Origin of the sequence: Variovorax sp. 38R (assembly GCF_014843395.1) — a bacterium.
Lineage (GTDB): Bacteria > Pseudomonadota > Gammaproteobacteria > Burkholderiales > Burkholderiaceae_C > Variovorax > Variovorax paradoxus_H.
On record NZ_CP062121.1, the window covers coordinates 6039064 to 6053732 of the forward strand.

The window sequence follows — 14669 nt, forward strand, 5'->3', positions numbered from 1 at the left end:
GGGGGCGGCCCGACCCGTGAGATCGGCAACGCCCGTTGGCAGGAGATGGCTAGCGACGCACACCCGGCCGCGAAGGGGCCGGCAGCGACCTGGCTGCGGAGAAAGAAACTCGGTGCGTCAGTAGGTGCCGCGCAAGGTCACGAGCAGGTGGCGCGGGGCGCCGTAGAAGCTGGTGCTGGTGCTGGTGCGGTAGCGCGTGTCGAAGACGTTGTTCAGCGCCACCGACACGGCGAGGTGCTTGTTGATCGGGTAGCGCGCCATGAGGTCGAGCGTGGTGTAGGCCTGCTGCGTGAAGCGCGCGTGGCCCGAAGGGCCGAGGCCGGTGCTGTAGGTGTCGCTCTGCCAGTTCAGGCCGCCGCCCACCGTGAGGCCGTTGCCGATGCCGGCGATGCGGTAGCTGGTGAAGAGCTTCAGCAGGTTCTTCGGCACCTGCGTGTTCAGGCGTTGGCCGGCCGCGTCGCGCGCCACGCTGTGCGCAAAGCCGCCGCCGACCTGCCAACCGGGCAGCAGCTCGCCGGCAATCTCGAATTCGTAGCCGCGCGTGGTCGTGCCCTTGGCGGCGCGGTAGGCGGCCGAGCCGTCGGGCGCGAATTCGTTGTCCAGGCGCACGGCGAGGTTGTCCTGCTTCACCTGGAACACGGCGGCGCTGAGGTTGAGCCGGTCGTTGTAGAAGGCGCCCTTCACGCCCGCTTCGTAGGCGTGGCCTTCGAGCGGATCGAGGTAGGTGCCACTGCGGTCCTTGCTGGCCTGCGGCTTGAAGATGCTGGTGTAGCTGGCGTAGGCCGACCAGTGCTTGTCGAGATCGAACACCACGCCCGCGTACGGCGTGACGACGCCCTTCTCGCTGCGCGCGGTGACGGTGGCGGCGCGCTGCAGAGGGAAGCTGCGCGTCACGTCCTTCCAGTCGCTCACGCGTGCGCCGAGGATGACCGAGAGCGCATCGGTGGGCCGCAGCCGCACCGTGGCATAGGCGCCGGTCTGGCGTGTGGCGGTTTGCTGCCGGCCGGTCACGGGCTGATGCGGTTGGGCCGGCAGGTCGCCGGTCCAGCTGTTGAAGTTCGCCAGCCACGGGTCGAAGCCCGCCACGTTCCAGCCCGCGTACAGCGGCGCGTCGCTGTGTGTGCGCGAGGCGTTGTAGCCCAGCACCAGTTCGTGGCGCCGGCCGAAGAGTTCGAAGGGGCCGCTGGCGTACAGGTCGAACGCGTTCTGCACCGGCACCGCGTTCCAGCGGTTGGTCCACAGGCCGAGCCCCGCACCGGTGGCGCGGCTCATATAGCCGCGCAACGCGTAGCCGATGACATCGTCGTAGGCGCGGCGCGAGCGGTTGAACGCGGCGTGCACGGCCCAGCCGTTGTCGAAGCGATGGTCGAGCGCGGCGAAGTACTGGCGCTGGTCCTGGTACGAACGGGCCCAGCGCGCAGCGCCGCTGCGCGAGCGGCCGTAGTCGGCCTCGGTGCCGTCGCTGAAGTACAGCGGCAGGCCGGCGCGCGCCACGCCGTCGTTGTCGTGGCGCTGCAGTTCGAAGCCGGCGCTCAGGCGCGTGCTGCGCGCGAGGTCGGCTTCGACGATGCCGTAGAACAGGCGCTTGTTCTCGTGGTGGCGCTCGATCCACGAGTCGCCGTCCTGCACGGCCGCGACCACGCGCGCACGCACGCGGCCGTCGGCGGTGACGGGCCCGCCGATGTCGAGCTCGGCGCGCTGCCGGTTCCAGGTGCCGGCGCTGAACGAGGCGCTGGCCTGCAGCGTGTTGCCCGGGCGCTTGCGCACGAGGTTGACGGTGGCCGCCGGCGTGCCCACGCCGTTGAGCAGACCCGTGGCGCCGCGCACCACCTCGACGCGGTCGTAGAAGGCCAGGTCGCCGGTCTGCAGCAGCCAGGTGCCGGCCTGCGGGATGCCGTCGACCTGGTAGTTCTCGACCTCGAAGCCGCGCGAGTAGACGGCGTTGGCGTCGGTGCCGGCGTTGCCGCTCTGCACGAAGCTCAGGCCGGGCGCCTGGCGCAGCACGTCGCTGATCTGGCTCAGGCCCTGGTCGTCGATGCGCTCGCGCGTGAGCACGCTGACCGATTGCGGTGTCTCGCGCAACGTGAGCTCGAGCCGCGTCGCGGTGCCGAGCACACCGTCGGTGGTGTAGGAGCCCGTGCCTTCGGTGACGGTGCCGGTGTCGCGCCCGCCGGTGACCGTGACCTCGCTGAGCGCGCCGCCTGCCGCAGGGGCTTCAGCCTGCGGCTTCGGGCCCGATGGTCGCTGTGCCGCGACGCGCAGTGCATAGCCACCGGACGCACCACGCACCGCTTCAAGGCCGCTGCCTTCGAGCAGCTGCAGCAGCGCCTCGCGCGCCGTGTAGCGGCCCTGCAGCGCGGGCGCGCGCTTGCCGCGCACGACCTCTGCATCGACGCCGAGCAGCAGCCCCGTGCGCACGGCGAGCGCGGTCAGCGCACCGCTCAGCGGCTGCGCGGGCTGGTGCCACTCGAAGGCCGCATCGGCAGTGGGCGCTTGCGCGGCAGCCGGCACGGCGAGCAGCACCAGGCTCGCCAGCGCGAAGGCACGGCGCAGGCGATGCCAGCGCTGCACGCCAGCATGCGCGGTCTCGGTCGGGTCTGCTGCAGGTCCTGTCATGGTGTGGTGAATCTCTCTTCACCACCTATGACAAGCGGGCACGGGAAACGGGTAGCGGTGTGCGCGAAAAAGTTCAGCCGCCCGGTCACCGCGGCGCCGTGGTGGTCACTCGCACAAGCCACGGCGACAGCGTCGAGACCCGCAAGCTCGGCAGTGCGCTGGCGAGCAGCGCGAGCGCGGCGTCGCTCTGCTGAATGGGCAGCACGCCGGTGAAGCGCAGCGCGCCCAGGGCCTCGTCGTCGGCCAGCAGCAGGCCGGGCCGGTGCTGGCCGAGTTGGCGCAGCACCTCGGCCACCGGCGCGTCGTCGAACACCAGCCGGCCCTGCGGCCAGGCCAGGCCGCCGGGCGCGGCGGGCACGGTGTCGGTGGTGACGCCGCGGCGGTCGAAGCGCACCTGCTGCCCCGCCTGCACATCGACCCAGCGGTCGTCGCCGCCATCGAGCGGCTGCACGCGCACGCGCGATTCGGTGACGGTGACGAGGGTGTCGTCCGCCTCGCGCCGCACGGCGTAGCGCGTGCCCAGCGCCTGCGCGGTGCCGTCGCGGTCGACCACGGCAAAAGGCTTGTCGCCGTGCGCGACCTCGACGAAGACCTCGCCGCGCAGCAGCTGCACGCGGCGCACGCTGCCGGAGAAATCGATGTCGATGGCCGAGTCGCTGTTCAGCGCGACACGGCTGCCGTCCTCGAGCCGCAGGTGGCGGATCTCGCCGACGCCGGTGCGCTCGTCGGCCAGCCAGGCCTGCCACGGCATCGCGGCGCCCGCCACGAGCAGGCAGGGCAGCAGCACGAGCGCGCCCAGCATCTGGCGCGACGGGCCGCGGCGCGCGGGCTGCGGCGCAGGCGTGTCGGGCGTCACCGATTCCCACATGCGGCGCATCTCGGCCAAGAGCCGCGCATGGCGTTCGTCGAGCGCGCACCAGGCGTCGCAGGCGGCGCGCGTGGCGTCGTCCACCGCGTCGTCGGCGAGGGTCACGGCCCAGAGCGCCGCCTCCTGGCGAATGCGCTCGGCAGCCGCGTCAGGCATGGGCCGGGGCTTCGGAAGTTTCCGGTTCCGGCGCGACCGCCGCCATGCGGCCGTGGCAATGCGCCAGCACCTTCGCGAGGTACTGCTTCACGCGCGTCTCCGACACGCCCAGCTCGGCCGCGATCTCGCGGTACGAGCGCCCTTCGACGCGCGCCATCAGGAACGCGGTGCGGCTCTTCACGTCGAGTTCGGTCGCCAGCAATGCGAGCACCTGGCCCAGCAGCTCGCGCGCGCAGGCCCTGTCTTCGGCGCTCGGCGCGCAGGCGTCCTCGGCCATCAGCGCGACGGTGCGCAGCACCTCGGCCTCGACCTGCATGCGGCGAAAGCGATTGATCATCAAACGGCTCGCCACCACCTGCAGGAACGCGCGCGGCTGGCGCAGCACCGGCTGCTGAGGCAGCTCGATGAGGTTGAGAAAGGTGTCGTGCGTGAGATCGGCCGCGGTGAAGCCGCAGCGCAGGCGGCCCAGCAACCAGCTGCGCAGCCAGCCCTGGTGGTCGACATACAGCTGCCGGACTTCCGGATGGGACATGGTGTGAAGGGGCATCGCGGGCAGCGACGCAATTGAGAGTTATTCTCATTATAGATTTGTAAAGTTTGTCCTGTCCCCCGAAACGTCTCATTCCGCAGGAGGCGTGCCGCGCGGGCTACCCGTTTCCGCGTCTCGCACGTCTTAGCAGCATGACCCTCGTTTTCTTCCGCAAGGGCGCCCGGTGACGGCGCCCGCTTCCCGTTCGCGCGCCGGCTCGCGCCTGCGCATCGCCGCCTTCGCGGCGCTGGCCCTGGCCGCTGCTGCCGTGGCCTATGTCTGGGCGAGCCCGCGCGACCCCGGCTGGGAAACCGCCGTGCTGCGCCGTGGCGACATCGAAAGCAGCGTGACCGCCATCGGCACGCTGCAGCCGCGCCGTTACGTGGACGTGGGCGCGCAGGTGTCGGGCCAGATCCTGCGGCTGCACGTGCAGCCCGGCGACCCGGTGAAGAAGGGCCAGCTGATGGTGGAGATCGACCCCAGCGTGCAGCAGGCCACGGTGGACGCCGGCCGCGCCTCGCTCGCGGGCCTGCGCGCGCAACTGGCCGACCAGCACGCGCAGCACCGCCTGGCACGCCAGCAGTTCGCGCGCCAGCAGCAGATGGCCGCCGAGGGCGCCACGCGCGCCGAAGACGTGCAGACCGCCGAAGCCACGCTGGCCTCGGCCGCCGCGAAGATCGCGCACCTCGAAGCCCAGATCGCCCAGACCCAGGCCACGCTGAAGGCCGACGAGGCGCGCCTGGGCTACACGCGCATCTACGCGCCGATGGCCGGCAGCGTGGTCTCGGTGCAGGCGCGCGAGGGCCAGACGCTCAACGCCACCTACCAGACGCCCGACATCCTGCGCGTGGCCGACCTGTCGAGCATGACGGTGTGGACCGAGGTCTCCGAAGCCGACGTGCGCCGCGTGAAGCGCGACATGGCCGTGTACTTCACCACGCTCGGCGCCGACCGCCGCCGCTGGGAGGGCACCGTGCGCCAGGTGCTGCCCTCGCCGCCCGTGCCCGCGGGCAAGGGCGGCGGCGATGCGCCGCAGGCACCGGCCGCCAGCAAGGTCGTGCTCTACACCGTGCTGTTCGACGTCGACAACGCCGACGGCGAGCTCATGCCGCAGATGACCGCGCAGGTGAACTTCGTCGCCGCCTCGGCGCGCGACGTGGTGGTGGCGCCGCTGCCCGCGCTCACGGCCGTGAAGGGCCAGAGCGGACGCTTCACCGCGCGCGTGCTCGGCCCCGACGGCCAGCCCGCGCCGCGCGAGGTGCGCATCGGCGTGCGCGACCGGCTCTCGGGCGAGGTGCTCGAAGGCCTCGCCGAAGGCGAGCGCCTCATCACCGGCGAGCGCGCGGCCGGCGGCGGCACGCGGAAGTTCCAGCTGTGAGTGCAGCCGAGACGAAGACGACCCCGCTGATCGCGCTGCACGACCTGCGCAAGTCCTACGGCGGCCATGACGGCGCGCCGGCCGTCGAGGTGCTGCGCGGCATCACGCTCGAACTGCATGCGGGCGAGTTCGTCGCCATCGTCGGCAGCTCGGGCTCGGGCAAGTCGACGCTGATGAACCTGCTCGGCTGCCTCGACCGGCCGACGCAGGGGCGCTACCTGTTCGCCGGCCAGGACGTGGCCGGCATGGACGCCGACGCGCTCGCGCGGCTGCGGCGCGAGGCCTTCGGCTTCGTGTTCCAGGGCTACCACCTGATCTCCACCGAGTCGGCGCAGGAGAACGTCGAGATGCCCGCCATCTACGCCGGCGTGTCGCCCGCCGAGCGCGCCTCGCGCGCACGCGGGCTGCTCACGCGCCTGGGCCTGGGCGATCGGCTGGGCCACCGGCCGTACCAGCTCTCGGGCGGCCAGCAGCAGCGCGTGTCGATCGCGCGTGCGCTCATGAACGGCGGGCGCATCGTGCTGGCCGACGAGCCCACCGGCGCGCTCGACTCGCGCAGCGGCGAAGAGGTGATGGCGCTGCTCGACGAGATGGCCGCCGCCGGCCACACCGTGATCCTCATCACGCACGACCGCGAGGTGGCGCAGCGCGCGCGCCGCGTAATCGAGATCCGCGACGGCTGCATCGTCTCCGACAGCGGGCGTGCACCCACCGAAGCGCTGCCAGAGCCGCGTCCCTTGCCTTCGCCCGCGAACACAGTCGATGCCGCCGACACCCCGCGCGCCCTGCTCTCCGAGCTGCACGAGGCGCTGCGCGCGGCCTGGCGCGTGATGTGGATCCACCGCTTTCGCACCGGCCTCACCTTGCTGGGCATCGTGATCGGCGTGGCCTCGGTCATCGTAATGCTCGCGGTCGGCACCGGCTCGCAAGAAGCGGTGATGAAGCAGATCTCGCTGTTCGGCGCCGACAAGATGTACGTGGCCGCCATTCCCGACAGCGCGCGCGGGCGCGGCGGCAAGCTCACGCTGGCCGACGTCGACACCCTCCGCCGCCTGCCCAACGTGCGCGTGGCCATGCCCTACATCGAAGGCTTCGTGGTGGCGCGGCGCGGCAACGTGGACCACCGCACCGAGGGCGGCGGCGCCACCACCGACTTCGAGCAGGCGCTGAAGTGGCCGACCGCGCGCGGCATCTTCTTCGACGAGAGCGACGAGCAGAGCCTGGCCAAGGTCGCGGTGATCGGCGAGCGCGTGCAGGCCGCGCTGTTCGCCGACGGCACCGACCCGGTGGGCCAGCGCATCCTCTTGGACAACGTGCCCTTCGACGTGCTGGGCGTGCTCGCCGCCAAGGGCGCGGGCGGCGGCCAGGCCAGCGAGGACGAGCGCGTGATCGTGCCCTTCTCCACCGCCGCCGCGCGGCTGTACGGCAGCAACCACCCGACCTGGGTGGCGGTGGCCGTGCACGACGTCGACAAGGCCTCCGAGACGGCGGCAGAAATCGTCGAGGTACTGGCCGCGCAGCGCCACGTGCGCGACGTGCAGGTGTTCAACCAGACCGAGTCGATCAAGGCGCGCGCGCAGACCCAGCGCACCATGACCGTGATGCTCGGGCTGATCGCGGCGGTGTCGCTGGTGGTCGGCGGCATCGGCGTGATGAACGTGATGCTCATGACCGTGCGCGAGCGCACGCGCGAGATCGGCATCCGCATGGCCACGGGCGCACGCCAGCGCGACATCCTGCGGCAGTTCCTCGTCGAGGCGGTGCTGGTCACGGTGACCGGCGGCGTCGCGGGCGTGGTGGGCGGGCTGCTGTTCGGCGCCGCGCTCATGGTGGCGGACGTGCCGGTGATCTTTTCCCTCACGGCCATCGCGGGCGCCTTCGGCTGCGCCGTGCTCACCGGCCTGGTGTTCGGCTTCATGCCGGCCCGCAAGGCCGCCGCGCTCGATCCGGTCGCGGCCCTGTCTTCCGAATGATGAATGCCATGACGCGCCTTTTTTCTCCCGCCGCGCTGGCCCTGGCGGCGCTGCTGCTCGCGGGCTGCGCGACGCCGCCAACCGATGCGCCTGCGCGCACACCGCCCGTCGCCGATCCGTGGTGGACGGGCTTCGGCAGCACCGAGCTGCCGGCCTTCGTCGCCGCGGTCGATGCCGGCAACCCCGACGGCGACGCCGCCGAAGCCCGCCTGCGCCAGGCCGAAGCGCAGGAGCGCATCACCGGTGCCTCGGCCTGGCCCGAACTGTCGGCGACCGCCGATGTGCAACGCCAGGGCCGGCTCGGCGGCGATGCGAACGTGAGCGGCAGCCGGCGCGCGCTCGGGCTCGATGCACGCTACGAGGTCGACCTGTGGGGCCGCCTGCGCGCGCAGCGCGACAGCGCCGGCGCTTCGCGACAGGCCAGCGCCTTCGACCGCGACGCGGTGCGGCTCGCGCTGCGCGCGGGCGCGGGTGCGGCCTGGCTCGAAGCGCTGGGCCTGCGCGAGCGCACGGCCATCGCGCGGCGCAGCCTGGACGACACCGAACGCCTGCTGCAGCTGGTCGAGGCCCGTGCGCGCGCGGGCGCGGCCTCGCCGCTCGAACTCGCGCAGCAGCGCGGCATCGTCGCGTCGCAGCGGCGCACGGCCGCCACGCTGCGCCAGCAGTCGCGCGCGGCGGACGTCCGCATGGCACGTTGGCTCGGCCAGGCGGGCAGCGAGGTGCCGATTGCCATCGCCAGCCTGCAGCAGCTCGCACTGCCCTCGGTCGAAGCCGGCCTGCCGGCCGATCTGCTCGCGCGCCGGCCCGACATCGCACGCGCCGAAGCTGCGCTGGCCGCGGCCGATGCGGACGTGGCGGCGGCGCGCGCGGCGATGTTCCCGACGCTCACGCTGAGCGCCGGCCTCGCGGCGGCGGGCCCGCGCTTCGGCACGCTGTTCGACCATCCGGTGTACAGCCTGGCGGCGGCGCTCGCGGCGCCGATCTTCGACGGCGGTCGGCGCGCGGCGGCGCGCGACCTGTCGGCCGCGCGGCGCGAGGAACTGCTCGCGAACTACCGCGCCGCCACCGTGGCCGCCTTCACCGATGCGCTGACCGCGCTCGAGGCCGTGGCCGCGCTCGACACGCAGCGGGTCGCACAAGACGAGGAACTGGCGCAGGCCGAGCGCGCGCGCACGCTCGCCGAGTCGCGCTACCGCGCGGGCGCCGAGACCTTGCTCACGCTGCTCGATGCGCAGCGCACGCTGTTCGCCGCGCAGGACGCGCGCGCCCAGTTGCTGCAGGCGCGGTTGCAGGCCAGCGTGGCGCTGCACCACGCGCTCGGCGGCGGCTGGTCTGCCGAAGCGACCACGCGCCTCAGCCGAACCGCACGCTGATCTGCAGGCCCGGGTGCGCGTTGCGCACCGTGAGCCGGCCGCCGTGGGCTTCGGCGATGAGCCGGCACAAGTACATGCCGAGGCCGACACCGCCGGTGGCGCGCGCGCGTGCGCCGTCGGTGCGATAGAAAGGCTCGGTCAGGCGTTCGAGCTGCGCGTCGTCCACGCCGGGACCGAAGTCGCGCACCTCCAGCTCGGCACCGCCGTCGGCCGGCGCGCGCAGGGTCACGGTCGGCGGCTGCGGTGCGCCGGCGCTGTAGCGCAGCGCGTTGTCCAGCAGGTTGCGCACCATCAGGCGCACGCGCATGCGGTCGACGGCCTGCGGCACCAGGCCGTCCGCGAGGTCGAGCTGTACGCCCTGCGCACCGGGCATCTCGGCCACGGTCTCGCGCACCAGCGCCGCCAGGTCGACCGGCTCGCGCTGCAACGCGGCATGCGGGCTCGCGAGGCGTTCGCTTTCGAGCAGGTCGCTGATCAGGTCGCGCATCTCGTTGAGGTCGCGCAGCAGCGCCTCGCGCTCGGCCTCGCCTTCGGGCGTGGCGGGCAGCAGCTCGGCATTGAGCCGGGCCCTTGTGAGCGGCGAGCGCAGCTCGTGGCTCAGCGCCAGCAGCAGGCCGCGCTTGGCGTCGAGCATGGCCTGGATGTCGCTGGCCATGGTGTTGACGCGCTGCGCGAGGTCGCCCAGGTCGTCGTTGCGGCGGATCGGAATGGGCTGCGTGAACTCGCCGCGGCCGAAGCGCTGCGCGCCCTCGCGGATGTCGATCAGCGGACGCAGCAGCCGGCTCACCAGCCCGTAGGCCACCACCACGAGCAGCAGCAGCACGCCCAGCGTGGTCCAGCCCGCCGCGCGCGGTGCGAGCTGCCACAGCCGGGGCGCCCAGCCGAAGATGACCTTATGCCCGTCGGCCGTGGGCCGCACGAACCAGCGCTCGGTGGAGAACATCGACTCCTCGCGGTCGCGGTCGCGGAACCAGCCACCGCGCGCGTGCATGTCGTCGCCGGGGTTCGACTCCCAGTTCACAGTCGGCCCGGTGATGCGGATGGTGATCGGCAGCCGGTCGACCAGCGCCTGCGCGCGCGCCGTGTCGGGCGGCGTGCCGAGTTCGGTGACCAGCCGGTCGGCGTAGTCCGTCAGCATCGGCTGCGCGGCCTCGGCCCAGGTGCTGGAGAACGAGCGCTTCATGCCGCCCACGAACACCGCGGCCATCACGAGCGCGAGCACCACGAACATCATCACGATGCGCACGCGCACCGAGCTGCGCCAGCGCTGCTGCATCTGCGCGTGCATGCGCGCGTGCCAGTGCCGGCGCCGCTCCTTGCCAGGGCACAGGCCCTCGCCGTCGGCGGGCACGGCGCCTGCGCGCCTGCGGGAAAACTTCATGAAGAAGACTCGCCGGGTGCCACGGCCAGCGCGTAGCCGGCGTTGCGCAGCGTCTTGATGCAATCGAGTGGCTCGAGCTTCTTGCGCAGCCGGCTCACCACGATGTCGACCGCGCGCGTGAAGAGCTCGGCCTCGTGGCCGCGCAGCCGGTTGAGGATGTCGTCGCGGCTGAACACCTTGCCGGGCTCGCCGGCCAGCAGCGCGAGCAGGTCGAACTCGGTGCCGGTGAGCTCCACGCGCTCGCCGTGGCGCATGACCTGGCGCCGGTCGAGGTCGATCAAGAGGCCGTCGAACACGCGCAGCTGGGCGTTGGCAGCAGCGGCGGCCGGCGCGCTGCGCTGGCGGCGCAGGATGGTCTGCACGCGCGCCACGAGTTCGCGCGGCTCGAAGGGCTTGGGCACGTAGTCGTCGGCGCCGAGTTCGAGGCCGACCACGCGGTCCATCACCTCGCCGCGCGCGGTGAGCATCACGATGGGGATGTCGCTTTCCTTGCGGATCTCGCGGCACAGTTCGAAGCCGTCCATCTCGGGCAGCATGACGTCGAGGATGGCCGCGTCGTAGTGCCCCGCACGCAGCTTGGCAATGCCTTCGCTCGGGCGCTTGGCGCTGTCGAGCGTGCAGCCGAAGCGTGCGAAATAGGTGGTCAGCGGCGCGGCGAGGTGTTCGTCGTCGTCGATCAGCAGGATGCGCGGCATGGCGGGATTGTGCCTCCTGGCAAAGAGAGCGCGAATGGCAAAGCTGGCAATCAGTCCAGACGGCATGGCACCGCCCGGGGCGTGCCCGCCGTCTGAAAAAGCCACACGGTCGCGATCACCATGGATCGGCGCGGCCGATGCGGCCGAGGTGGGTGGACGCAAAACCGGTCGCGTACTTGAGACCGAAGCCCAGCGCATGGTCGAGCCCGACGCGGGCCAGCCAGATCAGGCCGCCGGCCACCGCCCACGGCTGCGCCGCGAACACGCCGAAGGCCAGCAGCAGCACCGGCCCGATCAGCGCATGCGCCGCGTTGTACAGCGCCGCACCGACGCGCGGACCGGCGAGGTAACCCAGCAGCGAGAGGTCGGGCGCGAGCAGCCAGAGCGCGAACACGCCCCAGCCCATGCCGAACTGGGCGTAGCCGACCAGTGCGACCGCGAGCACCACCGCGCCTTCGAAGCGCAGCACGGTGCGCACACCGTCCACGGCCGGCGCTGCCGGTTCGCGGGACACCTCGGCGGCGACGTGGTGCTGCGGCTCCCGAAGCGCGGGGCGGTGCAGCGACACGAAACGCGCGAAGCCCGGGGGCGAGCCCATGTCAGCCATGACGATTCCAACGGCGGCCGCCGCGGTCCATGAAGTCGCGCACCTTCTGTTGCTGGGCGGCATTCAGGTGATCGAAGAAATCGGCAGCGGCGGCGATGACCTCGGGGCTGCCGGTGCGCACCACGGCGGTCTTCTCTTCGATCAGGCGCGCGGCGCCTGTCTGGTCGAGCGTGTTGCCCGCGAACAGTGCCTTGAACTGCGAGCGCGGATCGCCCGCGCCGCCCGCACCGCCTGCACCACGCATGGCCTGGCGCTGCGCCTGCAGCTTCTCGGCGAGCACGGTGAGCTTCTGCTTCTGTGCGGCGTCGAGTTCGAGCTTGCTGCCGACACGCTCGACCATCTTGGTGCGGAACTCGGCGCTGTCGCCGCCCCAGCCGTGGCGGTGACCGGCACAGCCGGCGATGCTGCCGGCCACGACGGCCAGGCCCGCGAATCCGAACAGGGTTCGTTTGATCCAGTGCTTCATAGGGGTGCTCCTTCATGCGCCCCTGCGCGGGGCTGCTTCAGTGATGGACGAGGCGACGGCGGCGACGAATACGCCGCAGTGGCTCAGAGGCGGTTGCCGCTGTCGCGCGCGGCGGCGGCACGCGCGTCGACGGGGTTCTGCATGGTCGAGATGACCTTGCTGTTCACGCGCGAGCCGGAGGTCACGTTCTGGTCGGGTGCGGCGGCGGTGCGCACGGCTTCGGCGACGACGCGTGCGCGGTCGGTCGACACGGCCACGGTCTCGGGGCCGCGCGAACCACGCACGACGTTCTGATCAGGGGCGGCGGCCGTGCGCACGGCTTCGGCGCTGACGTCGGCGCGGCTCATGGCCGACACGGGGGCGTGAACGCCTTGATAGGTTTCAGCCTTGGCGCCAGCGGCGGCGAGCATGGCGAAGGAACCGACAGCGACGAGCTGGGCGAGGGAAAAAGACGACTTGACGATCATGATGCAGGCCTTTCTTTCAGGGGTTGGAAGAGGAGACCTGATGGTGCGCGTCACGGTGCGGCGAGTCCTTTCACGCCCGTATCGCCGTATTTCGGTTTGTTTCACCAGACCTGGCTCGCCCCCAGGCTGCGCGCACTTCCTGTCGCCTCGCCAACCCCCTACCGGGGGCAACACCGACGGCCCGGCAAAGCCGGTTCCGTGGTGTTCCTGGTACTTGGGTCCCGCCGCGAAGGGCGGGGTTGCGGGCTCAGCCCGCGAGTGCAGCGGCGGGATCGTCCGCGTCGAGCACGCCCTGCGCCCAGGGCTCGAGCTTGCCGGTGTCGGCACGCAGCACTTCCTGCTTCACGGCGAGGATGCGCGATGGGTGCATCGAGAAGCTGCGCAGGCCCAGGCCCAGCAGCAGGCGCGTGAAGGCCACGTCGCCCGCCATCTCTCCGCACACCGACACGCCCTTGCCCTGTCGGCGGCACTCGGTGATGGTGTCGGCCACGAGCTTGAGCACCGCGGGGTGCGCGGGGTCGTAGAGGTGGGCGACGGCTTCGTCGGCGCGGTCGATGGCCAGCGTGTACTGGATCAGGTCGTTGGTGCCGATCGACAGGAAGTCGAAGTGCTTCAGGAAGGTCTTGAGCGTGAGCGCGGCGGCCGGGATCTCGATCATGGCGCCGAGCTTGACCGGGCCGTACACCGCGCCGCGGTTGTCGAGTTCGGCGCGCGCGAAGTCGATGAGCGACAGCGTCTGGCGGATCTCGCTGGCATGCGCGAGCATCGGAATGAGCAGGTGGATCTCGCCGTGCGCCGCCGCACGCAGGATGGCGCGCAGCTGCGTGAGGAACATCGCCGGATCGGCCAGGCTCCAGCGGATGGCGCGCAGCCCGAGCGCGGGGTTCAGGTGCTCCTGCTTGCTGGCCGACTTGCCGTCGAGCGGCTTGTCGGCGCCGACGTCGATGGTGCGGATGGTGACGGGCATGCCCTGCATGCCCTCGACCGCGCGCTTGTAGGCCTGGTACTGCTCTTCTTCATCGGGCAGGCGCGTCTGGCGCGCGGAGTTCTCGCGGCCCATGAAGAGGAATTCGCTGCGGAACAGGCCCACGCCCACGGCGCCGGCCTTGACCGCGCCCACCGTGTCTTCGGGCATCTCGATGTTGGCGAGCAGATCGACGCGCTGGCCGTCGAGCGTGACGGCGGGCTTGTGGCGCAGCCGCGCGAGCCGGCCGCGCTCGAGGTCGCCCTGGCGCTGCTTGAAGCCGTACTCGGCCAGGATGATCGGCGAAGGGTCGACGATCATCACGCCGGCCTCGCCGTCGATGATGACCCAGTCGTCCTGGCGCACCAGCTGGCTCGCGGAGCGAGCGCCGACGATGGCCGGGATGTCCATGCTGCGCGCCACGATGGCCGTGTGCGAGGTGCGCCCGCCCACGTCGGTCACGAAGCCCGCGAACACGCTCTTCTTGAACTGCAGCATGTCGGCCGGCGAGAGGTCGTGCGCAATGAGCACCAGCGGCACGTCGAAGCCGTCGCCCGCGGTGGGGTCGTCGTCTTCGTCGTCATGGTCGTGATGGGCGGCGGCGCGCTTGCGGCGCGGCGGGCTCGGCGCGAGCACGGCGGCCGTGCCCTTCATGCGATGCAGCATGCGCTCGACCACCTGTTCGAGGTCGGCCTTGCGCTCGCGCAGGTACGGGTCCTCCATCTCGTCGAACTGGCGCGCGATGATTTCGAGCTGCGTAGTCAGCGCCCATTCGGCGTTGTACAGCCGCTCGCTGATCCAGTGCTTTACGCCGCCGCTGAGCACGTCGTCCTGCAGCAGCATCTGGTGCACCTCGAGCAGCGCCGCGAGTTCGTGCGGCGCGTCGTTGGGGCCCATCTGCGCCACGCTGGCCTGCAGCTTGGTGAGTTCGTCGGACACCGCATTGCGCGCGGTGCGCACGCGGTCGATTTCGGTCTCGATCTCGTCGGGCTTGATGAAGTAGTGCGCCACGTCGATGCGGCTGGACACCACCAGCACCGCGCGGCCGATGGCAATGCCACGGGCGACAGGGAGACCGTGGACTGCGAAGGTCATGCGCGTGGACCGAAGGTCATCGGCCGCCGCCGGGCCGCCCCAAGGCGGCCGAGCCCCCTCGGGGGGCAGCGACGACACGCAGTGCGGAGCGTGGGGGCCAC

12 protein-coding genes are annotated in these 14669 nt (G+C 71.7%); 3 read left to right on the forward strand and 9 right to left on the reverse strand.

Going from position 1 to position 14669, the window contains the following annotated elements:
- Positions 1-117: 117 nt before the first annotated feature.
- From IG196_RS28015 to IG196_RS28025, 3 genes are all read right to left on the reverse strand, one after another.
- Entirely contained in the window at positions 118-2616 is a 2499-nt protein-coding gene (locus IG196_RS28015; RefSeq protein WP_192193909.1) for a TonB-dependent siderophore receptor, read from the reverse strand.
- A gap of 85 nt (positions 2617-2701) precedes the next feature.
- A complete protein-coding gene (locus tag IG196_RS28020; RefSeq protein ID WP_192193910.1) occupies positions 2702-3640 on the reverse strand; it encodes a FecR family protein in 939 nt (312 codons plus the stop codon).
- Complete coding sequence (locus tag IG196_RS28025; RefSeq protein ID WP_192193911.1) at positions 3633-4172, reverse strand: sigma-70 family RNA polymerase sigma factor; 540 nt, start codon at positions 4170-4172, stop codon at positions 3633-3635. The genes IG196_RS28020 and IG196_RS28025 overlap by 8 nt, the downstream gene beginning before the upstream one ends.
- Before the next feature lie 181 nt (positions 4173-4353).
- Between IG196_RS28025 and IG196_RS28030 the strand changes: the two genes are divergently transcribed.
- From IG196_RS28030 to IG196_RS28040, 3 genes are read left to right on the forward strand one after another with little or no spacing between them, the layout of a single operon-like run.
- Complete coding sequence (locus tag IG196_RS28030; protein ID WP_374221147.1) at positions 4354-5547, forward strand: efflux RND transporter periplasmic adaptor subunit; 1194 nt, start codon at positions 4354-4356, stop codon at positions 5545-5547.
- The gene (locus IG196_RS28035; RefSeq protein WP_225616831.1) at positions 5544-7520 is read left to right on the forward strand and encodes a MacB family efflux pump subunit; all 1977 of its coding nucleotides are present in this window, start codon (positions 5544-5546) and stop codon (positions 7518-7520) included. Before IG196_RS28030 ends, IG196_RS28035 begins: the two co-directional genes overlap by 4 nt.
- 8 nt (positions 7521-7528) lie before the next feature.
- Positions 7529-8893, forward strand: coding sequence for an efflux transporter outer membrane subunit (locus IG196_RS28040; RefSeq protein ID WP_192193912.1), 1365 nt, complete (start codon positions 7529-7531; stop codon positions 8891-8893).
- Here IG196_RS28040 and IG196_RS28045 read toward each other — a convergent pair.
- The 6 genes from IG196_RS28045 to ptsP form a co-directional block, all read right to left on the reverse strand.
- Positions 8874-10181 carry a sensor histidine kinase gene (locus IG196_RS28045; RefSeq protein ID WP_225617105.1) on the reverse strand — a complete coding sequence of 436 codons (1308 nt, stop codon included), beginning with the start codon at positions 10179-10181 and terminating at the stop codon, positions 8874-8876. The two genes, IG196_RS28040 and IG196_RS28045, sit on opposite strands and share 20 nt — an antisense overlap.
- An 89-nt stretch (positions 10182-10270) precedes the next feature.
- Entirely contained in the window at positions 10271-10969 is a 699-nt protein-coding gene (locus IG196_RS28050; protein ID WP_192193914.1) for a response regulator transcription factor, read from the reverse strand.
- A 115-nt stretch (positions 10970-11084) separates the two neighbouring features.
- Positions 11085-11576: a DUF4260 domain-containing protein gene (locus IG196_RS28055; RefSeq protein WP_192193915.1), complete on the reverse strand. Its 492-nt coding sequence runs from the start codon at positions 11574-11576 to the stop codon at positions 11085-11087.
- Positions 11569-12042, reverse strand: coding sequence for a Spy/CpxP family protein refolding chaperone (locus IG196_RS28060; protein WP_192193916.1), 474 nt, complete (start codon positions 12040-12042; stop codon positions 11569-11571). Before IG196_RS28060 ends, IG196_RS28055 begins: the two co-directional genes overlap by 8 nt.
- 83 nt (positions 12043-12125) lie before the next feature.
- Positions 12126-12509: a DUF4148 domain-containing protein gene (locus IG196_RS28065; protein WP_192193917.1), complete on the reverse strand. Its 384-nt coding sequence runs from the start codon at positions 12507-12509 to the stop codon at positions 12126-12128.
- A 247-nt stretch (positions 12510-12756) separates the two neighbouring features.
- Positions 12757-14568 carry a phosphoenolpyruvate--protein phosphotransferase gene (ptsP, locus tag IG196_RS28070; protein ID WP_192193918.1) on the reverse strand — a complete coding sequence of 604 codons (1812 nt, stop codon included), beginning with the start codon at positions 14566-14568 and terminating at the stop codon, positions 12757-12759.
- Positions 14569-14669: the final 101 nt, after the last annotated feature.